Genomic DNA, 23,104 nt, shown 5'->3' with positions numbered 1-23,104 from the left:
ACCGTACGGTGGGTAAATGTTCTTGCGGTCGCCGCCCGGTCAGGTGCTGCGTAACTGGCTTGCGGGGCTGGGGATCGGGGCGCTGTCCGCGGTCGGTGCGCTGATGGTGGTGCACCGGGAGGACGGCAACGGGCTCGGGCCCCGGCCCGGCATGCCGCTCGCCGCCGACCTCGGTGCGGCGGCCGGGGCGGCCGTGGCGATCGGGCTCAGTGGGACGTTTCCGCTTCCCGTGCTCGTCCTCTCCACCCTGGCCGAGATCTTCTGCCTGGTTCGTGGGTGGGGGTCGCCGGCGCCGATGTTCGCGATGGTGGTCGCGCTCTATCACCTCGCGGTGCGGGCGCCCCGGCGGCTGACCTGGTCGACGGCCGTGCTGTGCGGGGCGCTCTGCTGGATCGCCTCCGGCGCCGGGTCGCACACCGGTTGGTGGAATCCGCTCAGCCTCGGGCTCTTCGCCTGGACCGGGATGGCGGCGGCCGGTGGCGACGCGGTGCGCAACCGGCGGGCGTACGTCACCGAGGTGGAGGAACGTGCCCGCCGGGCCGAGCAGAACCGTGAGGACGAGGTGCATCGGCGGGTCGGGGAGGAACGCCTGCGCATCGCGCGGGAGCTGCACGACGTCGTCGCCCACCACATCGCGGTGATCAACGTGCAGGCCGGCGCGGCGGCGTATGCGCTTCCCCGGCAACCGGAGGCGGCCGGGCCGCCGCTCGCGCACATCCGGCAGGCCGCCGGCATCGTCGTGCAGGAGCTTGCCTCGATCGTCGGGCTGCTGCGCGACGACGGCGAGCAGGATCGGGAGCCCGCGCCGGGGATCGAGCAGCTGCCGCGGCTGTTCGAGGCGTTCGCCGCGGCCGGCGTGCGGGTCGAGTACGTGCCGGAGGGCGAGCCGCGGCCGCTGCCCGCGTCCGGCAATCTCGCCGCCTACCGGATCACCCAGGAGGCGCTGACCAACGCGCGCAAGCACGGCGACGGCGGGCCGGTCCGGGTATCGTTCCGCTACGGCCGCGAGCACCTCGCCATCGAGATCACCAACGGGGTGGTTCCGGGCGGCGCCTCCGGCACCGAAGCGGGGTATGGGCTGATCGGCATGCGGGAACGCGCGGCCTCGGCGGGCGGCCGGGTCGAGGCGCGGCTCATGGCCACCGATCTTTTTGCGGTACGGGTGGAGCTGCCGGCGCCTCGTCTGCAGGAGCAACTGTCGTGACCGTCCGGGTGCTGCTCGCCGACGACCAGAAGCTGATCCGGGCCGGGTTCCGGCTGATCATCGACCTGTCCGACGGCATGGAGGTGGTCGGCGAGGCGTCCGACGGTGCCGAGGCGGTCGAGCTGGCCCGCAGTGCGCGCGCCGACGTCGTGCTCATGGACATCCGGATGCCGGGGGTGGACGGCGTCGAGGCGACCCGCCGGATCACCGCCGACCGGGAGCTCGACGGGGTGCGGGTGGTGGTGCTGACCACCTTCGACGCCGACGAGAACGTGCTGGCCGCGCTGCGGGCCGGGGCGAGCGGCTTCCTCAGCAAGGACGTCGAGCCCGAGGAGTTGCTGCGGGCGATCCGGGTGGTCGCCGCCGGCGAGGCCCTGCTGACGCCGCGGGCCACCCGCGGGCTGATCGACCGGTTCCTCGGCACGTCGTCCGGCCCGTCGGCGCCGCCGGTGGTGCCGCCCGCGCTCGCCGGCCTCACCGACCGTGAGCGCGAGGTGCTGCGGCTGGTCGCGCTCGGCCGGTCGAACGAGGAGATCGCCGAGCGGCTGGTGCTGTCGCCGCTGACCGCCAAGACCCACGTGCACCGGGCGATGACCAAGCTCGGCGTCCGGGACCGGGCGCAGCTGGTCGTCATCGGGTATCAGAGCGGGCTGGTCCGCCCCGGCGAACAGGAATGACCACCACCTCCGCCGATTCGCGTCGATCGGCCGGGACCATACGCCTACGATGGGCCGTTCGGCCCTGGCTGGGGTTCGGCCGCCGGTGCAGGTTGAGATGACGATGAGAGCGTCGGCGCTACCGGAGGAGGCAACGATGACCGCTATGAAGGAAGCCGTATCGGAGTTCCTGGGCAAGAAGCGGGTCGCGGTCACCGGTGTGTCCCGTCGGCCGCAGAGCCACGGCAGCAACGTGGTGTACAAGCGGCTGCGGGAACGCGGTTACGAGGTGTTCGCGGTCAACCCGAACGCCGAGAGCGTTGAGGGCGACCGCTGCTACGAGAGTTTGACGTCGATCCCGGGTGGGGTCGAGGCGGTCGTGATCGGGACCCGGCCGGAGACCGCCGATGTCACGATGCGCGAATGCGTCGAGCTCGGCATCAAGCACGTGTGGATGCACCGCGGCCCCGGCGCCGGCAGCGTGTCCGATTCGGCAACCGAGTACGGCCGCCGGCACGACGTGACCGTGATCGACGGAGGCTGCCCCTGCATGTTCGCGCCGACCGCGGACTTCGGGCACAAGATCGCTCGCGTGGTGTTCTCCGCCGCCGGCAACGTACCCAGGCAGGTCTGAAGCCCTCGCTCGCCGCTGCACCCTCGAGTGCTCACCGCCCCGGCCAGTTCTCGAGCGTGTCCGCGATCCGCTGTCGTACCTCGGCGATGTGGCTGTCGAGGTCCTCGGCGGCCCACCCGGTGGTGGGCGATGGGTCGAGCACCGCGACGTCGACGGTGCCGGGGTTGACGAAGAGTGAGCGGCGCCAGGCCAGTTCGCCGGTGTTGCGCAGCACGATCGGCACGATCGGGACCTGCGCCTGGAGTGCGATGTGGAACGCCCCCTTCTTGAAGCGGCCCAGCGTCGGCGTCGGCATGCGGGTTCCCTCGGGCAGGATGAGGATCGAGACGCCGTCGCGCAGCCGCCGCACCGCGCCGTCGAGGCTCGCCTTGGCACGGTTCAGGTCGGACCGGTCGATGAACACCGGGTCGAGAACGGCCTCGATCACCAGCATTCGCGGATCGAGGCGGGCCTCCTGCTTGGCCACGGCGGTGAAGTCGTGCCGCAGCAGCGCGGCGAGCACCAGCACGTCGAGAGTGCTCTGGTGGTTGGCGACGAATACGGCCGGACGCGCTCTCGCCAGGTTTTCCTCGCCGGTCACGTTGAGCGTCACCCCGGTGAGAGCCAGCCCCAGATCGGCGGACAGCCCGACCCCGACATTGACGCCGAGCCGGTGGTCACCGGTCAGCCATCCGCACGCGAACCCGGTGGCCAGGCCGGCGTTGACACCGATCAGGCCGCCGATCGTGCCCAGGCACGCGCGTAGATTCGGCGACCGTGGCTCGCGCAGGGTCAGTTCGGGCCAGCCGAACTCGCCGGCGGCGCGACGCAGCGCGGGGTGCGGGTTCAGCGCGTACGGGCGGCCGACCGACCCGAGGAAAGCGACGTCCTCCGGTCCGCCCGCATAGGCGTAGCTCCGTCCGAGATCGACGTCGTGATCGCGCGCGAACGCCCGCACCGCCTCGGCCTTGCGCGTCCCGCACCGCACCCCCGTCGTGCTGCGGCCGGTCAGGACACCGTCCTCCTCCTCGAGTTCGGTACAGACGACGTGCGGGACGCCCAGGTCCCGGGCGACCGGCGCGATCTGCGCCCGGGTGGCCGAGGAGGCGACCACCACGGTGTGTCCCATGCTCAGATGGCACCGAACGAGGTCGCGGGACTCGGGTCGCATCGTCCCGGAGATCCGCTGCACGAACTGCTGCTCGCCGGCCTCGGTGACGGCGTGCATCGTCCGCCCCCGAAGAGCGCCGATGTCATCGTTGCCGGTCCGGTCCCGACGGACGCCCGGGGTGGTGCGTCCGCGTACCAGAGTTCCATCGAAACCGAAGAACGCGCCGATCCGCGGTCCGGCCTCGCCGGCGCGGACCGTCGCGGTCACCGTGGCGGCGTTGGCTGTCATGACCGCTCCCGGCCGTGCAGGCCGGCGATCACGTGCACGCGGCGGACGGCCTCGCGCACCTGCTCGCGGAACTCCTCGCGCCGCTCGGCGGTCGCCGGGCCGGCGGTCACGAGACCCCGGTGCCCGGCCAGCCGCAAGGCCGGTTTGAAGAGCTCCAGGGATACCGATTCCTCGCTGGCCAGGCGCTTCTGCAGGGCCCACTGCCGGCCGACGCGAAGGCACTCGTCGAGGAAGAACGACGCCTCGAACGGCTCGTCGTCCGGCCAGGCGGTCAGCCGTTCGGCAACCACGTGGTAGGCGTCCAGGAAGGGGCGCAACACCAGGTGGGCGACCAGGAGTTCGCTCTCCCGGAGCCATCGCGCGGCGTCGTCCGGGCCGAACTCGTGCAGCCCACCGGCCTGCCGGGCATCAACGATCGTCAGCTCGGCGACCATCTCCCGGGCGAACTCGGACCGGGACGAGAAGAAGAAGTCGAACTTGAGCAGGTCGCGCAGCCGCAGGGTCTCCCGGTTCGCCGTCTCGAGCCCGTCCGCGCCGCCCTCCATCGCCGCTACCAGGCTCAGCTCGCCGATTGCCCGATCCACGAGCATGTGCACGGCCGTGTTTCGGTAGAACGCGGCCACCAGATGCTGGCCCGGTGCGATGCTCCAAACCGGGTCGGTGCCGCCGTCGTAGCCGGCGAACACTCCGGAGTGCACCAGATCATCGAGCACACGGCGGATGGTTGCCCGGTCGGTGAGGTCGGCCGCGCCGGCCACCCGCCGGCCACGCCGGCTGAGGTAGTGGGCCAGCGGTGCCACCGTGCTCAGCACTTCGTCGAGTGTCAGCGCCCGGTCGGCGGCGAGCAGCGTGAGGCACACAACGGCCGTGGTCGTCACCGGGGTGGCCCGGTTGATGCGGTGACACGTCTCCAGGGCGATCCGTTCGACCGTGCGGGTCGCGGCCGTGCCGCCCGCGCGAAGCTCGGCGAGCCGGTCGCGCAGCGGGATCGGCTCGCCGAATTCGGCGTATGCCCGGCCGAACCGTTCCCGCTGGGATCGGCCGAAGGCCCACAACCATCGCAGGTCCTCCGGGCGCTTACCCGTGCCGCGGGCCTCGGTGGTGACCAGCGGAACCTCGTGCGACTGTTCGTACACGACCGAGACCGGCACGATCAGAGCATCGGTGCCGGTCGTGTCCAGGGCGTCGATGACGTAGCGCAGCAGGCCGTACACCGGTGGGCGCAGTTTGCCGGTCCGGGTGCGTCCGCCCTCGATCGACCAGCACAGGTTGCGCCGGTTCCGGATCATCTGCGCGACGTACCAGCGCAGGGCGAATCGGTACACCAGGTTGTCGGTGGTGGAGCGGCGGACATAGATGTATCCGGCCCGGCGTAGCAGATGGTTGAACGGGAACACGTCGAGGTTCGCCCCGGCCAGGACGAACGGTGGCGTGATGTGGTTCTGCGAGATCGCCGCGGGAACCGTGACGCCGTCGAGATAGGAGCGGTGCGAGAACGGGAACAACAACGACTGCCGGCGATCCAGGGTCCGCAGCCGGCGTGCCTGCTCAGGGTCGGTGACCAGGTCGTGGGCGCGGGTGAGCCAGTGGCTGAACCTGGCCCAGTCGCTCGTCGCGCGTCTCGTGTGGGTGGCACCCATCTCGCGGAGGTAGCCCGCGACCTCCGCGCGTACCTCATGCACATCACGCCCCAGCGATCCGGCCAACTCGCCGGCGTGCCGCGCGAAGTCGTCGTCGGCCAGCAACGCCACCACCTCCGGCGTGTCCGTCGGCTGCGGGTCGGCCGGATCGAGCAGGCCGGCCCGCAGCAGAGCCCGCCGGGCTCCAGCGCGCTCGAGCGCGCCGAGGATGGAGGGGTGGTCGCCTAGCGTCGGAATCATCGCTGCCTCGCAGGTGCGCGCCGGATGGGGTCCGAACCCAGCGTCCGTCCGCTCCGGCGGGTCCGGTCAAGAGGCGTTCGGCCCTCGGGGCGGGGTCCCCGGACCCGGCCGGCCGACGCCGGCATCGCATGCCTCACCGCAGCTGCAACGTGGACAGCCGCCGGAACTCGGCGAAGTCGAGGTACACACGAGCCCGTTCCCGCTGTTTCTCCTCCGCCTTCTGCAGCTGGATGGCGGAGGTCGAGAGCCGCCAGCGCCACAGCCCGGTCGTTCGGAGCTCGGCGGTCGTCATCTTCGCGTAGCGGGGGTCGCCACCCGCCGCCCGCGCCAGGACTCGCCTGGTCTCGCTCTCCGCTCCGGCCTGCCACTTGTTGCGGCAGTCTTCGGCCTCAGCCAGGCAGGCGAGGGCCAGCGAGTTCCATCCCAGTTCGCAGTAGCGATGGTTGGGCGGCACGGTCAGCGGCCAGAAACGGTGGTCCGCGTCGGGCGGCGAGATCAGCTGACCGGCGCACGGAACGACACCATTCCGTCGGGCGAACGGACACGTTCCCGTCACTCCCGGCCCTCGGCACACCCGTACGAGTTTCCCGGTCTTCGGATCCAGGATTCTGATACCTCGGGTATTCATGGTGGCCTCCCTCGATGCATCCCCTCCGGGACCTGCACCCGTAGCGTCCGGCCGGCGCGACGATGGTCAGCAGCGGCGGATGCATCAAACAGGAGGGCCTAATTACTCCGGGGCATCGAGCGACGCGATGCCCCGGCGGACGGGCGAGGTGGCGGGCGCTTCATCACGAGGGGCTGTGCGTGTGGATCCGGGAGGAGGGTGCGGCCTTAGGCCGTATGGAAAAGTGCCGTCCGGCTCTGTCCGGCGGGGCGACCAGGGCCGACAGTGACCGTGAGGAGGTTCCGATGTCTGAGGCAATGCACGTGGACGATGTCCGGGACTTGGACATCATCGTGGGTGTGGACGGCTCCGCGCCGGCCAAGGCGGCCCTGCGCTGGGCGATCGGCCAGGCACGGCTGACCGGGGCGCGACTGCGCGCCATCATCGCGTGGGAGGTTCCCGTCTATCACAGCTGGGGCTTGATCCCGTACGAGGATTTCGGTGCCGCTGCCGGCAAGTTGCTCACCGAATCGGTCCAGGAAGCCCTCGGCCTCGTATCGCCGCCGGACGCGGTGGTGGAGACCGTGCTGCCGGGGCACGCGGCGCAGGTGCTCATCGATGCATCGGCACACGCGGCGCTGCTGGTCGTCGGCTCACGCGGGCACGGTGCTTTCGCCGGCACCCTGCTCGGCTCGGTGAGTCAGCTCTGTGTTCAGCATGCGCACTGCCCGGTGGTCGTGGTGCGCGGAAAGTGAGCTGCAGAGCCCGTCAAGCGTGGGTCGAGGAGGCTGCCTGAGGAGGCGCCATGCCTGAGTCTGCTGGACTACTGGATGCCACGGAGTTGCCGCGGCTGTTCGACGCGCTCCGCGAACGTGGATACACCGTGGTCGGTCCGACCGTCCGCGACGGGGCGATCATGCTTGCCGAGCTGGGCTCCGCCGCGGAACTGCCGTACGGCTGGGGCGTGGTGACCGGCGCCGGACGGTACCGCCTGCACCGCCGCAGCGACACCGCCGCCTTCGCCAACTCGGCCGGACCACAATCGATCAAGGACATTCTGCACCCGCCGCGGGCCCGGCTCTGGTCGGCCGACCGCACCGCCGACGGCGTCACGACGACCGGCCCGGACCGGCCTCCCCGCTACGCGGTGATCGGCGCCCGCCCTTGCGATCTGGCCGCGATGGCGGTGCTCGACCGCGTGCTCTCCGCAGGTGCCTACCCGGAGCCGATCTACACCGCGCGGCGGGACGGCGTGTTCGTGGTCGCGGTCGACTGCACCGAGCCCGCCGCCACCTGTTTCTGCACCTCGATGGGCGGCGGCCCGGCCGCGACGGGTGGCTTCGACCTCGCGATGACCGAGCTGGCCGATGCGGACGGCCATCGTTTCGTCGTCCGGGCCGGTTCACCGGCCGGTGCCGAGGTGCTGAGCGCCCTGTGCGTCCGTGCGGCCGGCCCGCGGGCGGAGTCCGAGGCGAGGGCGGCGGTGGCAGCCGCCGCGGACGCCATCACCCGGTCCATGCCGGACGAGTCGCTGCCCGACCTGCTGACCGGGGCTCGTGAGTCGCCGCACTGGGCCGACGTCGCCGATCGGTGCTTGACCTGCGGCAACTGCACCATGGTGTGCCCCACCTGCTTCTGCACGACCACCGAGGACGTCGCCGATCTGACCGGCGAGCACGCTGAGCGGTGGCGGCGCTGGGACTCCTGCTTCGACCTCGACTTCTCCTACGTGCACGGCGGCAGCGTGCGCCGCAGCGGCGAGTCCCGCTATCGGCAATGGATGAGCCACAAGCTGGGCAACTGGCAGGCCCAGTTCGGATCATCCGGCTGTGTCGGCTGCGGCCGCTGCATCGCCTGGTGTCCGGCCGGCATCGACATCACCGAGGAAGCAGCCGCGCTGTCGGCGTGGCGCCGGAGCGAACGGGCGCAGCCGTGTCCGCCGTGACCGAGCCCGTCCCGTACCGGGTCACCACCCGCGAGGCCGAGACCGCCGACACGGTCACGATCGAGTTGGCCGGCCCGGTCCTGCCGGAGTTCCGGCCCGGGCAGTTCGCCATGCTCACCGCGTACGGCATCGGGGAGGTCCCGATCTCGCTGAGCGGTGGCGGCAGTGGCGGGCGATTGGTGCACACGTTGCGTAACGTCGGGGCAGTCACCGCCGCGCTGTACGCCGCCGGACCGGGCGAGGTCGTCGGCGTGCGCGGGCCGTTCGGCGTCGGCTGGGACCTCGCGTCAGCGCGTGGACACGACGTCGTGATCGTGGCCGGTGGGATCGGCCTGGCCCCGTTACGGCCGGTGGTCGCGGCACTGCTGGCCCGCCCCGCCGACTTCGGCCGGGTATCCGTGTTGATCGGCGCCCGCACGCCGGCCGACCTGTTGTTCCCCGCCGACCTGCGCCGGTGGGGACGGCACGCTCAGGTCGAGGTGATCGTGGACCGGCCGGCGGACGGCTGGGCCGGCGACGTCGGCCTGGTGACGACGCTGATCCCGCGGGCCGAGGTCGACCCGGCCGCGGCCGTGGCATTCGTCTGCGGGCCGGAGGTGATGATGCGTTTCGTCGCCGAGGCGCTGCGGCGGCGCGGCATCGCCGAGCCGGCCATCGGTGTCTCGCTGGAGCGGGACATGAAATGCGGCGCCGGCTGGTGCGGGCACTGCCAGCTCGGGCCACTCCTGCTCTGCCGGGACGGCCCGGTCGTCCGGTACGACACGGTGGAGCCCCTGCTACGAGTACGGGAGATGTGATGACGACCCCGACGCTCGCCGTGTGGAAGTTCGCCTCCTGCGACGGCTGCCAGCTGAGTCTTCTCGACTGCGAGGACGAACTGCTCGAGGTGGCCGGCCGGCTGCGGATCGCTCGGTTCCTGGAAGCCACCCGGCAGGTGCTGCCCGGCCCCTACGACGTGTCGCTGGTGGAGGGTTCCATCACCACGCCGGACGACGCCGAGCGCATCCGGAAGATCCGCGAGATGTCCGGCACGCTCGTCACCATCGGCGCGTGCGCTACCGCCGGCGGCATCCAGGCCCTGCGGAACCACGCCGACGTCACCGAGTTCGCGTCGATGATCTACCCCCGGCCCGACTACCTCTCGACGCTGGCCACCTCGACGCCGATCGCGGCGCATGTGGACGTCGACTACGAATTGCACGGCTGCCCGGTGGACCGGCGTCAGCTGCTGGAGGTCATCGGCGCCCTGCTGGCCGGTCGCAAGCCGAACATCCCGGCGCACAGCGTCTGCTTCGAGTGCAAGCAGCGGCACAACGTCTGTGTCGTTGTCGCGCACGGCACGCCCTGTCTGGGCCCGGTGACCCGGGCCGGCTGCGGTGCACTGTGCCCGGCCGTCGGCCGCGGATGTTACGGCTGCTTCGGCCCGGCCGAGACACCGAACACCGCCGCCGAGGCGGCTCTCCTGATCGGCGCCGGCATGTCCGCCGACGACGTGCACCGGGCCTACCGAACCTTCAACAGTGCGGCGTGGGAGGAGGCCGGATCATGACGCACCGTCCGGATCGGCTACTCGATGTTCGCGGGCTCGCCCGGGTCGAAGGCGAGGGAGCGATGTACGTCCGGGTCCGCGGTGACCGGGTCGAGGACGTACGCCTGGAAATCTACGAACCGCCCCGCTTCTTCGAGGCGTTCCTGCGCGGCCGACGCCATACCGAGCCGCCCGACATCACGGCCCGCATCTGCGGGATCTGCCCGGTGGCCTATCAGATGAGTGCCTGCGCCGCGATCGAGGACGCCTGCGGGGTCACGGTCGCCGGTCCGATCGGTGAGCTGCGCCGGCTGCTCTACTGCGGGGAGTGGATCGAGAGTCACACCCTGCACATCTACCTCCTGCACGCGCCCGACTTCCTCGGCTATCCGGGCGCGATCGAGCTCGCCCGCGACCGCCGCGACGTCGTGGAGCGGGGTCTCGCTCTCAAGAAGACCGGCAACGACCTCGTCGAACTGCTCGGCGGCCGGGCCATCCACCCGGTCAACGTGCGGGTCGGCGGCTTCTACCGGGCACCGGCGCCGGCCGAGCTGGCGCCGATGCGGGAACGGTTACGGCACGCGCTCGACCGGGCCCTGGCCACCGTCGAGTGGGTGGCCGGCTTCGACTTCCCCGACTTCACCCACGACCACGAGTTGCTCGCGCTGACCACACCCGGCCGCTATGCGATCGAGGCCGGTACCGTAGCGACCACGGGCGGCCTGCGGTTCCCGGTCCAGGCCTTCGAGGACCATGTGATCGAGCAGCAGGTCCCGCACTCCACGGCGCTGCACGCGAGATTGTCCGGCCACGGCCGTTACCTGACCGGCCCGGTGGCCCGCTATACCCTCAACGGGCCCCTGCTGTCCCCGCTGGCTCGGCAGGCGGCGGCCGCCGCCGGCCTCGGCGCGGACTGTCGTAATCCCTACCGCAGCGTCGTGGTCCGTGCCGTCGAGACGGTGTACGCCGTGGAGGAGGCGATCCGGCTGATCGACGAGTACGAACCGCCGGCCCGGCCGTACATCGAGGTGCCGGCCGGCGCGGGTGTCGGTCGTGGCGCCACCGAGGCGCCGCGCGGCACGCTGTTCCACCGCTATGAGCTGGACCGCGACGGCCTGGTCACCTCGGCTCGGATCGTGCCGCCCACCTCGCAGAACCAGGCTGCCATCGAGGACGACCTGGCCCGTTTCGTCGCGTCGCGGCTGGATCTCGACGACGACGTGCTCACTGCCCGGTGCGAGCAGGCGATCCGCAACTACGACCCGTGCATCTCCTGCGCCACCCACTTCCTCGACCTGTCGATCGAGCGGTCATGACGACCGCCGGCCGGCTGGTGATCGGCGTGGGCAATGAGTACCGGTGTGACGACGGTGTCGGGCCGCGAGTGCTGGCCGAGCTGGTCCGGCGGTTGCCGGGTGTTCGACTGTGTGTCACCGACGGGGAACCGGGCCGGATGCTCGATCTCTGGACCGGGGCCGCGCTCGCCGTCGTGGTGGACGCCGTCCGGGATCCCGGACGCCCGCCGGGCAGTTGGTTCGAGGTCGCGGTGGGCGGCTCCGCCGAACTCGCGGCGGGCGGCACGCACGCCGCCGGGCTCGGCACGGCGGTGGCGTTGGGCCGCGAACTCGACCGGTTGCCACAACGGCTCGTGGTGCTCGCGGTGTGCGGCCAGGACTTCGGCTTCGGGACCGGACTGAGCGGCCCGGTCGACGCGGCAGTGCGCCCGGTCGCGGACCGCGTCCACGAGCTGGTGACGGGGCGAGGGTAAAGGTCGCGTCGAGGACCGGGAACAATCCGCCGGTTGGACCCCGGGGTCGCCTACTACCGGGGTAGTAGCTTTGCTGCCTTCGATTTCCTGTCAATTCGCTGTCAAGCAGCGCGAGCTGGGCATTCGGCGGGCGCGATACCACTGGCGTAGTAGCGGCAATGGCTGCTCGCGGTGGACGACAACGGCGTACGAAATCGGCATTCTTTGTTTCGGTAAATGCCGGAGAAAGCCGAGAGGAAGACGTCAATCATGGAGCTGCGCAGGCGAACGTTCCTTCAAGGGGCGGCGGCCACCTCGGTGGTCGGTGTGCTGGGTCTGACCGCGTGCACGGATACGGACTCCGGCTCCGGCGTTTCCTCGTCGGGTGGGGCGCATTCGCTGGCCCTCGACGACAAGACGTGGAGCTACGACGAGACCAACGACGTCTATTACCAGCTCGGAAAGTCGTATGTGGTGACGCCCGCGGCCCCGGACTACGAGACGCTCGCCGTCTTCGTCCCGGGAAAATACTTCACCGGAACCAAGAACAGCGACGGAACGTACGCCGTGAAGGTCAATTCCGCCGGGACCGTCGGCGGCTACACGGCCGGCACCGCACCGATCGTGCTTCCGGTGGACACCCCGGGATACGCGGCACAGAAACCGTTGACGGCCTACCACTACGACACGGTCTCGGCGTACCTCGAAGCTGGTTTTGTTTATGTGCATGCCGGGCTTCGTGGCAAGGACAGCAACGGGACCGGCTATACCGGCAATGCGCCCTGGGGGGTTACCGATCTCAAGGCGGCGGTGCGGTTCGTGCGCTACAACGCCGCCGGCATTCCCGGCAGCAAGGACCGGATGGTCGTGTTCGGGATGAGTGGGGGCGGGGCGCAGAGTGCGGTGATGGGGTCCTCCGGCGACAGCGAGCTCTACACGCCGTATCTGACCGCCCTCGGCGCGGCGCTCACCGATGCGAGCGGAAAGACCATCAGTGACGCCGTCGCCGGTGCGATGTGCTGGTGCCCGATCACCAGCCTCGATTACGCGAATGCGGCCTACGAATGGAACATGGGCCAGTTCGACACCAGCGGCACCCGGGCCACCGGGACCTGGACGAAGAGCTATTCGAACGATCTGGCCAAGGCGTTCGCGGCGCACCAGAACAAGCTGGGGCTGAAGGACTCGGCCGGCAAGTTGCTGTCGCTCGACAAGACCGGCACCGGCTATTACCTGGCCGGCACCTATTACGACCACCTCGTGGCGGAGCTCACCACGTCGCTGAACAACTTCCTTTCCGACACGACGTTCCCCTATACGCCGTCGAACGCGTTCTCGGCGGGAATGACGGGCGGCGGTGCGCCGGGCGGCGGTGCTCCGGATGGCGCCGGCATGCCGTCGGGGGCGATGCCGGGTGGTGCGGGCATGCCGTCGGGTGGTCCTGGTGGGGCAACCGATACGACCACCTACAAGACGGTCGCCGAATACATCGCGCATCTCAACAGCGGCGGTCAGTGGGTCACCTACGACGCCTCGTCGAACACGGCGAAGATCGCGAGCCTGGAAGGTTTCGTCAAGAGCCAGAAAGCGCCGTCCAAGACCGTCGGTGCGTTCGACGGGCCGGAGCCGACCGTCGGCGAGAACATCGTGCTCGGCAAGGGCACCGCCGGGCTGCACTTCGCGCCGGTGTCCGAGCAGGTCATCGCGGCCAACGAGAGCACCTACGCGAAGATCGACGGCTGGAAGAGCACGTACGCCTCGGCGGAGTACACCGCCGACTTCAAGGAGACCGACTCGGCCGGCAAGGACGTCGCGTGGCGGCTGAACGCGTACACCCCGCTGTATTACCTGACCAGTGCGTACGAGGGCTACAAGAAGAGCACGGTCGCCAAGCACTGGCGGATCCGCACCGGCATCATGCAGGGCGACACCGCCAACACCACCGAGATCAACCTGGCGCTGGCGTTGCGGAACTACGGCATCGACGTCGACTTCGCCACCGTCTGGGGCCTGGGCCACACCGTGGCCGAGCGCACCGGCGAGGGCCCGGCCAACTTCATCACCTGGGTGAAGGAGACCGTCGCGAACTAGTCATGGCCGCTCATGCCGGCGCGCCGGGAAGTGGAGCCGCCGTCGGGCCGGCAACCGGTCAGTAGAAATCAACTGCGTTCCGGCATCCTCGCCGGATGAGAGGAATGACGCGCACGGTACGGGTTGGCGATCTCTCCCTGGTCTGTCACGTCAGCGGGCGTGGCCCGTTGTGCGTCGCTCATCCCGGCGGTCCGGGGCTGCTGGGCGACTACCTGCGCATGCCGCTGCTCGAGCGGGATCTGACGATGGTCTATCTCGAACCGGCCGGGACGGGCGCGTCCGGCCCGCTCGCCCGCGGGGCGAAATACGACCTGGAGACGTATGCCGCTCATCTGGACGCGGTGGTCGCCGAGCTCTCCGACGGTCCGGTCCTCGTCCTCGGGCACGGGCACGGCGGCTTCGTCGCCCAGAAGTACGCGCTGGGTAACCCCGGCCGGATCGCCGGCCTGATCCTGTACGCCACCTCGCCGCTCGCCGACCAGCACACCCGGGCGGCGGCCCGGGAGCGGCTGCAGCGCTATGCCCGGGCGAACGCGGACCGCGCCGACCCGGAGGCGATGATCGCCGCCTACGATCGCCCCGCGGACCGCTCGGTGCACGAGACCACCGCCCGGTTGTGGGGGATCCTGCCGGCCCTGTTCGGCGACTACTGGCAGCGGCGCCGGGAGTTCGCGCCGCTGCTCGGCGCCCTGCCGTGCTGGCCGCGGCCCGCCGCCGAGTTCGACTTCCGCGCCGATCTGCGCTCGATCACCGCACCGACCATGGTCCTGTGGGGCACGCACGACTTCGAGTTCGGCGACGCCGCCGCCCGGATGCTGCGGTCGGGCATTCCCGGTGCGCACGCGGCGGAGTTCCGGGACAGCGCGCACTTCGCCCACATGGAGGAGGCCGAGCGTTTCAGCTACGTGGTGACGGAGTTCGCCCGGCGGGTCTCCGACGGAGTCTCCGGCGAGTTCACCCGCCCCGGCCGCAACCCGCACGCCGGTCTGACGCCGGATCATTCAGGGAGTTGGTAGCGGTCGCGGCCACGAAGCTTCTTGATCGGGTCAGCTGAGCGCTTCGAGCTTTTCCGCGATGGTTTCGCGGCGCTGGGTGAGGGTGTCGATGACCGCCTCGTTCTCGGCGATGCCGGTCAGGTCGGTGGCGAGTTCCTCGGGCTCGATGACGCCCTGCGACTCCGGGCCGTCCTGGCTGCGGCGGGCCTCGGCGTCGCCGCCCAGCCGGCGGAGCTCGGCGATCTCGGCGTCGATGTCAGCGAGTTCCTGCCGGAGCTTGTCGGCAGCTGTCGAATCAGTCATGCCCCCATCCTAGTTACTTGATCAACGGAGCGCGGTCAGGCGGCGGCCTCGCCGGCCAGGCGGATGGGACCGGCGAACGTGATGTCACGCGCCAGGTTCAGCGTCTTCTCGCCGGTGGTCACCGGCCGGCCGGCGATCGCCAGGGCGCCCTTGATGGTGCAGTCGCCGGCCCGGATGCCGGTGACGCAGCCGTCGCGGACGTGGACGAGGACACCGCGCAGGGTCAGGCCCAGTTCGAGCCGGACGGTGACCGTCGCGACCCGGTTGTTGCCCAGGTAGACCTCGACCCGCGGCTCGTAGTCGACCGCGACCTCGTGCGCGACCAGGCCGATCAGCCGGACCGCGTCCGGGTCGCCGGCCGTCTCCTCGGCCGCCTGGACCAGCGCCGCGTACTTCGACCAGGACCGTTCGAAGATCGTGCCGACGCTCATCTCCAGGATCTCGCCGGCCACACTGCCGACCTCGTCGACCACGGCGTCCCTGGTCAGGCCGGCCGTCCGGCCCAGGTGGTCGCGGATCTCGGCGGCCGAGCCGGTCTCGCGAAGCGTCTCGGTCAGCGCGCGGGCGGTGCTGTCCGGGCCGGCGAAGAAGACCGCGCTGATCGGGGTGGTCGTCATGGCAGGTCCTCCGGTACGTGCGGAACCAGGCGGGGGCGGCGGACATGGAGACGGATGTCCCGGGCGGGTGGTGCGTCGGGGCGGTCGACCCGCACCGACATCCCCTCGGGCGCGGGCACCGAGACGACCGAGACCTTCTCGGTGCTCTCCGGGCCGGTGTTCCGCGGCGGCTCGCCGGACGCGACGGTCGCGGGGCGGAGCCGGTCGAGGATCGGCTTGCGGATCACCCGGAAGGCGAGCAGGCCGACCAGCAGGACGCCGCCGAGCGCGGTCCGCCAGAGCAGACCCCAGGCGGTGTCCCACCAGTCGCGGTCGTCCTCGACCGGCAGGACCCGGAACGACGAGAGGCCCTGCGCGGTGCCGCCGGGGCCGCCGGACCGGGCGTAGGCGATCGTCCAGTGCAGTGGGCTCGGGCCGGCCGGCATCTTCGGCGGCACCTCGACCTGCGCGGTCCAGCCACTCGGCGACCGCAGGCAGCTGGTGAGGGTGTTCTCGGTGAATCCGACCTGGCAGCCGGTGATGGCCACGGTCGTGTCGGCGGAGTTGTGCGAGACGGTCACCTCCTTGCCACCGGCCGCGGCGGCCGGGTCGGCGACCACCTCGAAGGCCGGGGCGGCCGGCGTGGAGCCGCGCACCGGGTAGTCGGTCGTGCCGTTGGCGTCGGTGCGGGTGCCCGCCGTGTTCACGAAGGTGACCCGCCAGTCCAGCGGCAGCGTTTCGCCGCCGGGGGCACCGGTGGGCACGGTCGCCTGGGCCGACCAGCGGCCGCCGGAGTGCCGGCAGGCGCGGTCGCTGCCGCCGGCGAAGGTGACGGCGCAGCCGAGGATCCGCACGTCCGGGTCGAGCGGGGAGACGACGACCGTCACCCGGGCGCCGGGCGGGGCGGATTCCGGCCTGGTCTCGGCCACGAACTCGGGGTCCGGCCCGGCGAGAGTGGCCACCTGGTTGGTGCCGGTGCTGGTGCTGGTGCCGGTGCTGGTGCTGGTGCTGGCCGATGGCGTCGTCGCCCTGGTGGTCGATCCGGTCTTCGGCAGCGGCGGCAGGATCAGGTAGGGGATGACGTCGTCGTCCGCGCCCTTGCGGCCGCCGGTGTCGGCGGACTCCACACCCCAGCGCAGCAGCGTGGCGCCGGACGGCAGATCCGCGGGCACCCGGGTGCGGACGACCCGGCGCTGGGGTGACCGCCGGCAGGTGTTCCCGGTCGCGTGCGGGAAGAACGCGATGCAGTCGACGATCTCCACCCCCGGGATCAGCGAGGTGAACGTCAGCGTGACGGGGTCGCCGGGCCGCGCCGCCGGTGGCTGGACGGTCACCGAGAAGTCGGGCGGCTCGATCACCACGGTGAAGCCGACCGATCCCGTACGCACATCGCCTTTGTCGCCTTGGCGGGAGCTCTCGAAGGTCAGCTTCCACGGCAGCTCGACCGGTCCGGGCTCGGCGTCCCCGCGAACCATGACCGTGGCCAGGTCGGTCCCGGTGCAGTCGATCCGCTCGCCCCGGTAGGTCACGAAGCAGGCCGTGACGTCCACGCCCTTGGTCAGGCTCGCGAACTGGACCGGCACCGGGGTGCCCGGCCCCACCCGGTCCGGCCCGGCGAGCCGCACCTGGAACTCCGGCGCGGGCCATGGTTCCACCGTGATCCCGACCCGGCCCGGAGCGGTGTTGTCGGTTCCCGGCCCGCCGTGGTAGTCGACGTGCCACGGCACCACCGTGGTGGCGTCGGGGGCGGGGAAGCGCGCGAACCATCCGCGGTCGTCCTGGCCGCATTTGATGCCCTGCACGTCGCACCCGGTGATGGTCACGTCGGCCGGGTCGCTGGTGAAGCGCACGTCGACCGGCTGCCCCGGATGCGCCGCGGCCGGCTCCACGGCCGTCCGGAACCTCGGCTCGACCACCTCGAAGGTGAAGTTGCCGCGGTCGGGATCTTTCACGGGCTTCTGGTAGAGGCTGTACTGGATGATCCAATGCACCTTGTACTTGCCGGCCGTCAAGGTCTTCGGCATGACCATCGTCCAGGTCATGTCGCCGGCTTGGTCAGTACACCCGACCGTCGACTTCGGGTCGTCGTCCAGGGAGAACTCGCAGCTCGTGACGGCGATGTCGGTCGCCGCCGGCTGGTAGGCGGCGGTGGCCGACGGCTCGTAGGCGAAGTCGACCTTGACCGCCGAGCCGGGCAGGCCGGTGACCGTCTTCGGGGTGGCGGTGAAGTTCGGGGCTCGGGCCTGCATCGCGGCGGGCGCCATCGGCGTCGCGAACAGCGCGATCGCGACGACGACTCGACTCAGCACGGCAGACATCCCGCTCACCGTCCACCCCCGACGGCGTGAGCGTCAGCCAAATCACGGACACTCCGCGCTATCGGCGGATGCGGATGAGGGCCTGCTGCGCGGCCGCCCGGACGAACGGGTCGCTGTCCCCGAGCGTCGCGGTCACCGCCGCGGTGGCGCGGTCCCCGCGCAGCTCGCCGAGGGCCTGGCAGGCGTTGGCCCGCACGTTCGGGTCGGCGCTGGTCAGCGCTTCGATCAGGTGCGGCACCGCATCCGGATCTCCGATGCGGCCGAGCGCCGCGGCCGCTTCCATGACGACCGCCGGTTCCTCGTCGGTCAGCAGGTCGATCAGCGGGCCGACGCCGCGTTCGCCGCCGACGAAGCCGAGGGCCAGGGCGATGTCGCTGCGCATGACCGGATCGGGCCGGCCCCGGAGGAACTCGAGCAGGCAGGCTTCGGCGTCCCGGCCCTGCCGCACCCAGTCGTCCCAGGTCAGCGAGGAGCCGTGGCCGGCCATCCGGGGATCGTCGCGGAGCGGCCGATTGGCCAGCCACTCCCGGGCGGCGGAGCAGTGGCCGGCCGGATGAGGGCTAGGCAAAGGAACTCTTCGCCCAGTCCGGAGCGCCATTCACCATCGTGAGCACCTGTTTCGCGGTCGCGCCCTTCACCGGATTGGCGCAGGTGGCGCCCGGCCCGCTCTTCACCCGAAGATCGAATTCGAGCGTACGCGTGACGGTGCGTCCCGGTCTTTTGCCGAGTCCCGGCGGATCGTTGATCGTCACCGTCGAGGTGCCGCCGCATGCCGTCGAACGATTGTGCCATGGGGCGAACGTCGGTGACTGCGGATAGAGCTGGAACATTTCGGTCCAAGTGTTCGGATTCATTCCGGGAATAGCGGGAACGTTCGTCTTCTCCCACCATTCAAGAGTGCATTCCGGACCTGGTTTCGGACCGGCTGCCCGCGCCATTTTGATCTCCAGGTCGAAGCTGTGACCCATGTGCGTCGCATTGTCGATCTTGGCGATATTCTTGATCCCCACCGACGACACGCAGCAGTCGCACGTGCCCTGTCGCTGCACGCGCCGGGGGCTGCTCGTCCGCGGGGACAATGCTTGATCGGCGTGGCGAGCGCTGGCGTCGCCGAATTCGTCCGCCGCATCCGGGACGACGCCGGCGTCCCCGCCCGACTGCTGGAGCACATGGGTCAGCTCGTGCGCGATGAGCCGCTGTCCCGACTCGGCCTCGGGTTTGAAGGCTTGATCAGCGAAAACGACATCCGAACCCACGGTGTAGGCCTTGGCGTTGACGGACCGGGCCGCCTCGGCCGCGCGCCCTCCGGTGTGGATCCGCACGTGCCCGAAGTCGTGGCCGAACCGGGTTTCCATCAATGACCGCACCGGTGGATCAAGAGCGCGGCCGGGCTCCGCCGCCACCTCGTCGACGATCGGCGGGGCCTCGATCCGCTGCGCGGCCTGATTGCCGATGCTGCGCCGCAACACCCCGGAGTGGACCCGGCCGGGCATCGCGGAATTGCCGGATGTCGTCCGCTCGGCGCTGTTCGGCTTCTGGGCGAAAGTGCGCATGGCTGATCTCCAGCCGCTCGGTGATCGAACCGCAATGATAGTTCACGAGTCCTTGATCCTGGAGCCTGTGCGCATCGCGTATGCCGTTCCCATGTCCGAGATCCGACTGCTCCGGCCACGTTATTCGATGGAGTTGAACCGCCCCGGCGGCTCATGGTGAATAGTCGTCGAAGCGGTCGGAGGTGAGGCGGTGCCATTTCGGACATTGGCCGATCAATCGATTCTGGTCGGGCGCGAGGGTCACTGCCGGGTCCTCGATGGGCTGGTTGCGGCGGCCGCCGAGGGGCACGGCGGTCTCCTGGTGCTCGCCGGGGAGCCGGGAATCGGCAAGACCGCACTGCTGACGTACGCCCTGGCGGCCGCCCGCGGCGCCACCACGCTGGCGACCACCGGCCTGGAGTCCGAGGCCGCCCTCCCGTACGCGGGCCTGGGTGATCTTCTGCGGCCCCTGCTCGACCTCGTGCCCAAGCTGCCCGGGCCGCAGGCCCGAGCCCTCCGCGCCGCCCTCGCGCTCGAGGAACACGAAACCGAGATCAGCCGGTACGCGGTGTGCATGGCGACGCTGTCGCTGCTCACGATCGCCGCCGACCAGGGACCGGTGCTGCTCGTGGTCGACGACGCGCACTGGATCGACCGGCCCTCGCTCGCCGCGCTGCTGTTCGCCGGGCGCCGGCTGGCCGCCGACCCGGTCGCCATGGTGGTGGCCGCCCACGACACCGCCCTCGACGATCTCGACGCCGCCCACCTCGACGTGCTGCGGGTCGCCGGGCTCGACCACGAGGCGACCGGGCGGCTGCTCGACCGGCTGCGCCCCGACCAGCTGCCGCCGGGTCTGGTGACCGAGCTGTGGCGGGCCACCGGCGGCAACCCGCTGGCCCTGGCCGACGCGGCCGACTCGCTCACCGGCACCCAGCTGGCCGGCGTGGCACCGCTGCCCGACCCGCTGCCGATCCGGGCCGGCCTGCACCGGGCGTTCGCCGCGCGGCTCGCGCCGTTGCCCGCCGCCACCCGCGGTGCCCTGCTGGTGGTCGCGCTGAGCGGCTCGGCCGAGGCGGCCGGCATCCACGCCGCGCTCGACACGATCGGCGCCGGCCGGGCCGCACTCGACCACGCCGAGCAGGCCGGCATGATCCGCCGGGCCGGCGGCCGGGTCGCGTTCACCCACCCGCTGCTGCGCAGCGTGGTCCAGCGCACCGCCACCCCGGCCGCCCGGCGCCGGGTCTTCGACGCACTCGCGGCCACCTCCACCGGCGGCGAGCGCGCCTGGTATCTGGCCGCGGACGTCGGCGGCCTCGACGAGCCGGCCGCGGCCGAGCTGGAACGGGCGGCCGACGAGATGCGCCGGCGCGCCGGGTACACCGATGCGGCCCGCGCCCTGCACCGGGCGGCCGAGCTCACCGCCCCGGCCCGGCGTGCCCGGCTGCTGTTCGCCGCGGCCGTCGACGCGCAGCGGGCGGGCGATCTGACCGAGGCGGCCGCCTGGCTCGACGAGGCCCGGCTGCTCGTCGACGACCCGCTCATCGCCGCCGACATCGCCCTCGCCCTGGGCCGGGTGCTGGCCCGGCGCGGCACCGCGGCGATCGCCCAGCGGGTGCTGGTCGGCGCGGCCGACACGGTCGAGACCGCCGACCCGCGGCGCGCGGCCGGGCTGCTGTCGGCCGCGGTCGACCCCGCGCTGACCGAGGGACGCATCCACGACGCGGTCGCCTACGCCCGGCGGGCCGTCGCGCTGGATGCCGCCGACGGCGGCGCGCGGATCGTGCTGGCCGAGGCCCTCATGTTCGCCGGCGAGCTCGGCGAGAGCCGGGTGCTGTTCGCCGCCGAACGGGACCGCCTCGACCAGCTCGACCCGCTCGCCGACGCGGACACCCTGGTCATGCTCGGGCTGTGCCGCGGGTGGCTGGAGGAGTACGAGTCGGCCACCGCCGTCCTCGGCCGGGTCATCGACGCCGCCCGCGACGCCGGCGCCCTCAGCGTGCTCATCCGCGCGCTGGCCTTCGACGCCGAGGTCCGGCGGTGCACCGGCGAGTGGTCGGTCGGCTACGCCGAGGCCGAGGAGGCGCTGCGGCTGGCCCGCGAGCTGCATGAGGTGGCGCCGGTCGGGTTCGCGCTGGTCGGCCTGGCCCGGTTCGATGCGGCGTGCGGGCGGCACGACGCGGCGCTCGAACGGCTCGCCGAGGCCGCCCGGATCGCCGGCCCGCTCGGCACGCCCGGGCTGCTCATCTTCGCCGGCACGGCCGAGGGCCTGGTGCATCTGGTGGCCGGCGATCACGACCGGGCCATCGCCTGTCTCGACGGCGTACGGGAATTCACCGAGAAGGCCGGTCTCGGCAACCCCGACTTCCTGCCGTGGTGTGCCGACCTCATCGAGGCCTACTGGCGGGCCGGCCGGAGCGCCGAGGCCCGCGAGTTGCTCACCGGGCTGGAGGCCCGGGCCGGCCGCAGCGGGCTCGGGTCGGCGGGGGCCGCGGCCGCGCGGTGCCGGGCGATCCTCGCCACCGACCCCGGCGAAGCCGAGTGGTGGTTCCGCGAGGCGCTGCGCCGGCACGATCTGCGGCCGCAGCCGTTCGAGGCGGCCCGCACCCGGCTGCTGGCGGCCGAGGTGCTGCGCCGGCGGCGACGGCGGGTCGAGGCGCGGGCGCTGCTGCATGAGGCGCTGCCGGTGTTCGACCGGCTGGGCTGCGAGCCGTTCGCGCGCCGGGCGAGCGCCGAACTCGCGGCGGCCGGGGAGCGCGGTTCCGCCCGTACGCCATCGGTGATCCCTCGACTGACCGCGCAGGAGCTGCAGGTGGCGCAGGCCGTCGCCGACGGGATGAGCAACCCCGAGGTGGCCGCCGCCCTGTTCATCTCGCGCAAGACGGTGGAGAGCCATCTGACGAACGCCTACCGCAAGCTGGGCCTGCACTCGCGCACCCAACTCGTGCGGCACCTCGCGCAGAACGGTCAGAACCGGGGGGACGGGTCGGGGAGCCGGGCCGCGACCGACGGGTCGGCGTAGGCCTCCACCACCAGGCCGCGCACGTCGGCGAGGAACCCGGCATCGGCCTCCATCCGGCGCCGGATCGCGCCGGCCAGGTCACGGTCGGCCCCCGGCTCACCGGCGACGGCCGTCCGCACCACGTCGGCCAGCCGGCGCGTGCCGGCCCACGGGGCGCCGGTGGTGTCCTCCCGCAGCAGCAGGACGACGACGGCGGAGACGAACACGGTGTCGACCACGACGCGGACCTCCTCACCGTGTTCCCTTACGTTCCTCGCTCCCGGCCGGATCCGGCCTCGGTGAGATACCCAGGTTGCGGACCGCGTGGACACGCCCGGTGGGCACGGTGCACGGTCAGGGAGTTCCCCGATGCGGCACCGGGGGCGCGGCGGGTGCACTGGGTGGCGAGCTGTCTGCCGAGGGAGTACCCAGATGCCGGTCACGATCACCAACCTGCAGTCCGCCGGGCCGCTGCACGTGCCGCTGGCCAGCGGCCGGACGCTGCGCCTGTCACCCGGCCAGACCTCCGCGGAGATCCCGGACGTCGAGGTCGACGACAACGACGCCGTCGAGCGGCTCCGGAACGGCGGGCTCGTCGAGGTGGCCGAGGTGCGCAAGAGCGCGCCGGCGGCCCGGGGCGGCCGCGCGGCGCGCGGCCGTAAAGCCGGCGACGACGAGTAGAGGAGCGAACC

General features: G+C 71.6%; 22 protein-coding genes. 13 read left to right on the top strand and 9 right to left on the bottom strand.

From position 1 onward, the window contains the following. Window positions 1-16 precede the first annotated feature (16 nt). The 3 genes from Adu01nite_RS35030 to Adu01nite_RS35020 all read left to right on the top strand — a co-directional run bounded on the left by Adu01nite_RS35030 (window position 17) and on the right by Adu01nite_RS35020 (window position 2,494). Complete coding sequence (locus tag Adu01nite_RS35030; RefSeq protein ID WP_203733576.1) at window positions 17-1,204, top strand: sensor histidine kinase; 1,188 nt, start codon at window positions 17-19, stop codon at window positions 1,202-1,204. Then, window positions 1,201-1,881: a response regulator gene (locus Adu01nite_RS35025; protein WP_203733575.1), complete on the top strand. Its 681-nt coding sequence runs from the start codon at window positions 1,201-1,203 to the stop codon at window positions 1,879-1,881. The genes Adu01nite_RS35030 and Adu01nite_RS35025 overlap by 4 nt, the downstream gene beginning before the upstream one ends. A gap of 136 nt (window positions 1,882-2,017) precedes the next feature. Next, window positions 2,018-2,494: a CoA-binding protein gene (locus Adu01nite_RS35020; RefSeq protein ID WP_203733574.1), complete on the top strand. Its 477-nt coding sequence runs from the start codon at window positions 2,018-2,020 to the stop codon at window positions 2,492-2,494. A gap of 31 nt (window positions 2,495-2,525) precedes the next feature. On the opposite strand, the gene Adu01nite_RS35015 is transcribed toward Adu01nite_RS35020, so the two are convergent. From Adu01nite_RS35015 to Adu01nite_RS35005, 3 genes are all read right to left on the bottom strand, one after another. Next, on the bottom strand, window positions 2,526-3,872 hold the full coding sequence (locus Adu01nite_RS35015; protein WP_203733573.1) for an HAD-IB family hydrolase: 1,347 nt from the start codon (window positions 3,870-3,872) through the stop codon (window positions 2,526-2,528). After that, a complete protein-coding gene (locus Adu01nite_RS35010; RefSeq protein ID WP_203733572.1) occupies window positions 3,869-5,752 on the bottom strand; it encodes a lysophospholipid acyltransferase in 1,884 nt (627 codons plus the stop codon). Before Adu01nite_RS35010 ends, Adu01nite_RS35015 begins: the two co-directional genes overlap by 4 nt. Window positions 5,753-5,885: 133 nt before the next feature. Beyond that, window positions 5,886-6,308, bottom strand: coding sequence for a hypothetical protein (locus tag Adu01nite_RS35005; protein ID WP_203733571.1), 423 nt, complete (start codon window positions 6,306-6,308; stop codon window positions 5,886-5,888). Window positions 6,309-6,700: 392 nt separating this feature from the next. Between Adu01nite_RS35005 and Adu01nite_RS35000 the strand changes: the two genes are divergently transcribed. The 8 genes from Adu01nite_RS35000 (at window position 6,701) to Adu01nite_RS34965 (ending at window position 14,686) form a co-directional block, all read left to right on the top strand. Further along, window positions 6,701-7,114: a universal stress protein gene (locus Adu01nite_RS35000; protein WP_239132925.1), complete on the top strand. Its 414-nt coding sequence runs from the start codon at window positions 6,701-6,703 to the stop codon at window positions 7,112-7,114. Between the two features lie 50 nt (window positions 7,115-7,164). Continuing rightward, the gene (locus Adu01nite_RS34995; RefSeq protein ID WP_203733570.1) at window positions 7,165-8,304 is read left to right on the top strand and encodes a 4Fe-4S dicluster domain-containing protein; all 1,140 of its coding nucleotides are present in this window, start codon (window positions 7,165-7,167) and stop codon (window positions 8,302-8,304) included. After that, on the top strand, window positions 8,301-9,101 hold the full coding sequence (locus Adu01nite_RS34990; RefSeq protein ID WP_203733569.1) for an FAD/NAD(P)-binding protein: 801 nt from the start codon (window positions 8,301-8,303) through the stop codon (window positions 9,099-9,101). Before Adu01nite_RS34995 ends, Adu01nite_RS34990 begins: the two co-directional genes overlap by 4 nt. Next, entirely contained in the window at window positions 9,101-9,853 is a 753-nt protein-coding gene (locus Adu01nite_RS34985; protein WP_203733568.1) for an NADH-quinone oxidoreductase subunit B family protein, read from the top strand. The genes Adu01nite_RS34990 and Adu01nite_RS34985 overlap by 1 nt, the downstream gene beginning before the upstream one ends. After that, window positions 9,850-11,148 carry a Ni/Fe hydrogenase subunit alpha gene (locus tag Adu01nite_RS34980; RefSeq protein WP_203733567.1) on the top strand — a complete coding sequence of 433 codons (1,299 nt, stop codon included), beginning with the start codon at window positions 9,850-9,852 and terminating at the stop codon, window positions 11,146-11,148. The genes Adu01nite_RS34985 and Adu01nite_RS34980 overlap by 4 nt, the downstream gene beginning before the upstream one ends. Then, entirely contained in the window at window positions 11,145-11,600 is a 456-nt protein-coding gene (locus Adu01nite_RS34975; protein ID WP_203733566.1) for a hydrogenase maturation protease, read from the top strand. Before Adu01nite_RS34980 ends, Adu01nite_RS34975 begins: the two co-directional genes overlap by 4 nt. A gap of 249 nt (window positions 11,601-11,849) precedes the next feature. After that, window positions 11,850-13,670 carry a subtype A tannase gene (locus Adu01nite_RS34970; RefSeq protein ID WP_203733565.1) on the top strand — a complete coding sequence of 607 codons (1,821 nt, stop codon included), beginning with the start codon at window positions 11,850-11,852 and terminating at the stop codon, window positions 13,668-13,670. 95 nt (window positions 13,671-13,765) lie between these two features. Next, the gene (locus Adu01nite_RS34965) at window positions 13,766-14,686 is read left to right on the top strand and encodes an alpha/beta fold hydrolase (protein WP_203733564.1); all 921 of its coding nucleotides are present in this window, start codon (window positions 13,766-13,768) and stop codon (window positions 14,684-14,686) included. 30 nt (window positions 14,687-14,716) lie between these two features. Here Adu01nite_RS34965 and Adu01nite_RS34960 read toward each other — a convergent pair whose 3' ends face one another. Genes Adu01nite_RS34960 through Adu01nite_RS34940 form a run of 5 tightly spaced genes read right to left on the bottom strand, consistent with a single transcriptional unit; the run spans window position 14,717 to window position 19,435 of the window. Beyond that, the gene (locus Adu01nite_RS34960) at window positions 14,717-14,968 is read right to left on the bottom strand and encodes a hypothetical protein (protein WP_203733563.1); all 252 of its coding nucleotides are present in this window, start codon (window positions 14,966-14,968) and stop codon (window positions 14,717-14,719) included. A 35-nt stretch (window positions 14,969-15,003) separates the two neighbouring features. Then, the gene (locus tag Adu01nite_RS34955) at window positions 15,004-15,585 is read right to left on the bottom strand and encodes a hypothetical protein (RefSeq protein ID WP_203733562.1); all 582 of its coding nucleotides are present in this window, start codon (window positions 15,583-15,585) and stop codon (window positions 15,004-15,006) included. Further along, on the bottom strand, window positions 15,582-17,882 hold the full coding sequence (locus Adu01nite_RS34950) for a COG1361 family protein (RefSeq protein WP_203733561.1): 2,301 nt from the start codon (window positions 17,880-17,882) through the stop codon (window positions 15,582-15,584). The genes Adu01nite_RS34955 and Adu01nite_RS34950 overlap by 4 nt, the downstream gene beginning before the upstream one ends. Window positions 17,883-17,940: 58 nt before the next feature. Further along, window positions 17,941-18,450 (bottom strand): HEAT repeat domain-containing protein, encoded by a 510-nt coding sequence (locus tag Adu01nite_RS34945; protein ID WP_203733560.1) that lies wholly within the window; start codon window positions 18,448-18,450, stop codon window positions 17,941-17,943. Continuing rightward, entirely contained in the window at window positions 18,443-19,435 is a 993-nt protein-coding gene (locus Adu01nite_RS34940) for an eCIS core domain-containing protein (protein WP_203733559.1), read from the bottom strand. Before Adu01nite_RS34940 ends, Adu01nite_RS34945 begins: the two co-directional genes overlap by 8 nt. Window positions 19,436-19,625: 190 nt before the next feature. Between Adu01nite_RS34940 and Adu01nite_RS34935 the strand changes: the two genes are divergently transcribed. After that, on the top strand, window positions 19,626-22,433 hold the full coding sequence (locus Adu01nite_RS34935) for a helix-turn-helix transcriptional regulator (protein WP_203733558.1): 2,808 nt from the start codon (window positions 19,626-19,628) through the stop codon (window positions 22,431-22,433). Here the strand turns inward: Adu01nite_RS34935 and Adu01nite_RS34930 are convergent. Further along, window positions 22,379-22,651, bottom strand: coding sequence for a hypothetical protein (locus Adu01nite_RS34930; RefSeq protein ID WP_203733557.1), 273 nt, complete (start codon window positions 22,649-22,651; stop codon window positions 22,379-22,381). The genes Adu01nite_RS34935 and Adu01nite_RS34930 overlap by 55 nt on opposite strands. A 193-nt stretch (window positions 22,652-22,844) precedes the next feature. Between Adu01nite_RS34930 and Adu01nite_RS34925 the strand changes: the two genes are divergently transcribed. After that, window positions 22,845-23,093: a hypothetical protein gene (locus Adu01nite_RS34925; protein ID WP_203733556.1), complete on the top strand. Its 249-nt coding sequence runs from the start codon at window positions 22,845-22,847 to the stop codon at window positions 23,091-23,093. Window positions 23,094-23,104: the final 11 nt, after the last annotated feature.

Origin of the sequence: Paractinoplanes durhamensis (assembly GCF_016862175.1) — a bacterium.
GTDB lineage: Bacteria > Actinomycetota > Actinomycetes > Mycobacteriales > Micromonosporaceae > Actinoplanes > Actinoplanes durhamensis.
Note: the sequence above shows the minus strand (reverse complement) of the source record. Positions and strands in the feature narration are given on the sequence as shown.

Bases quoted from the DNA above. Each gene is read 5' to 3' on its own strand.
- Adu01nite_RS35030 (WP_203733576.1), top strand. From the start codon at position 17: ATGTTCTTGCGGTCGCCGCCCGGTCAGGTGCTGCGTAACTGGCTTGCG.
- Adu01nite_RS35020 (WP_203733574.1), top strand. From the start codon at position 2,018: ATGACCGCTATGAAGGAAGCCGTATCGGAGTTCCTGGGCAAGAAGCGG.
- Adu01nite_RS35015 (WP_203733573.1), bottom strand. From the start codon at position 3,872: ATGACAGCCAACGCCGCCACGGTGACCGCGACGGTCCGCGCCGGCGAG.
- Adu01nite_RS35010 (WP_203733572.1), bottom strand. From the start codon at position 5,752: ATGATTCCGACGCTAGGCGACCACCCCTCCATCCTCGGCGCGCTCGAG.
- Adu01nite_RS34995 (WP_203733570.1), top strand. From the start codon at position 7,165: ATGCCTGAGTCTGCTGGACTACTGGATGCCACGGAGTTGCCGCGGCTG.
- Adu01nite_RS34985 (WP_203733568.1), top strand. From the start codon at position 9,101: ATGACGACCCCGACGCTCGCCGTGTGGAAGTTCGCCTCCTGCGACGGC.
- Adu01nite_RS34980 (WP_203733567.1), top strand. From the start codon at position 9,850: ATGACGCACCGTCCGGATCGGCTACTCGATGTTCGCGGGCTCGCCCGG.
- Adu01nite_RS34975 (WP_203733566.1), top strand. From the start codon at position 11,145: ATGACGACCGCCGGCCGGCTGGTGATCGGCGTGGGCAATGAGTACCGG.
- Adu01nite_RS34970 (WP_203733565.1), top strand. From the start codon at position 11,850: ATGGAGCTGCGCAGGCGAACGTTCCTTCAAGGGGCGGCGGCCACCTCG.
- Adu01nite_RS34965 (WP_203733564.1), top strand. From the start codon at position 13,766: ATGAGAGGAATGACGCGCACGGTACGGGTTGGCGATCTCTCCCTGGTC.
- Adu01nite_RS34960 (WP_203733563.1), bottom strand. From the start codon at position 14,968: ATGACTGATTCGACAGCTGCCGACAAGCTCCGGCAGGAACTCGCTGAC.
- Adu01nite_RS34955 (WP_203733562.1), bottom strand. From the start codon at position 15,585: ATGACGACCACCCCGATCAGCGCGGTCTTCTTCGCCGGCCCGGACAGC.
- Adu01nite_RS34950 (WP_203733561.1), bottom strand. From the start codon at position 17,882: ATGTCTGCCGTGCTGAGTCGAGTCGTCGTCGCGATCGCGCTGTTCGCG.
- Adu01nite_RS34940 (WP_203733559.1), bottom strand. From the start codon at position 19,435: ATGCGCACTTTCGCCCAGAAGCCGAACAGCGCCGAGCGGACGACATCC.
- Adu01nite_RS34925 (WP_203733556.1), top strand. From the start codon at position 22,845: ATGCCGGTCACGATCACCAACCTGCAGTCCGCCGGGCCGCTGCACGTG.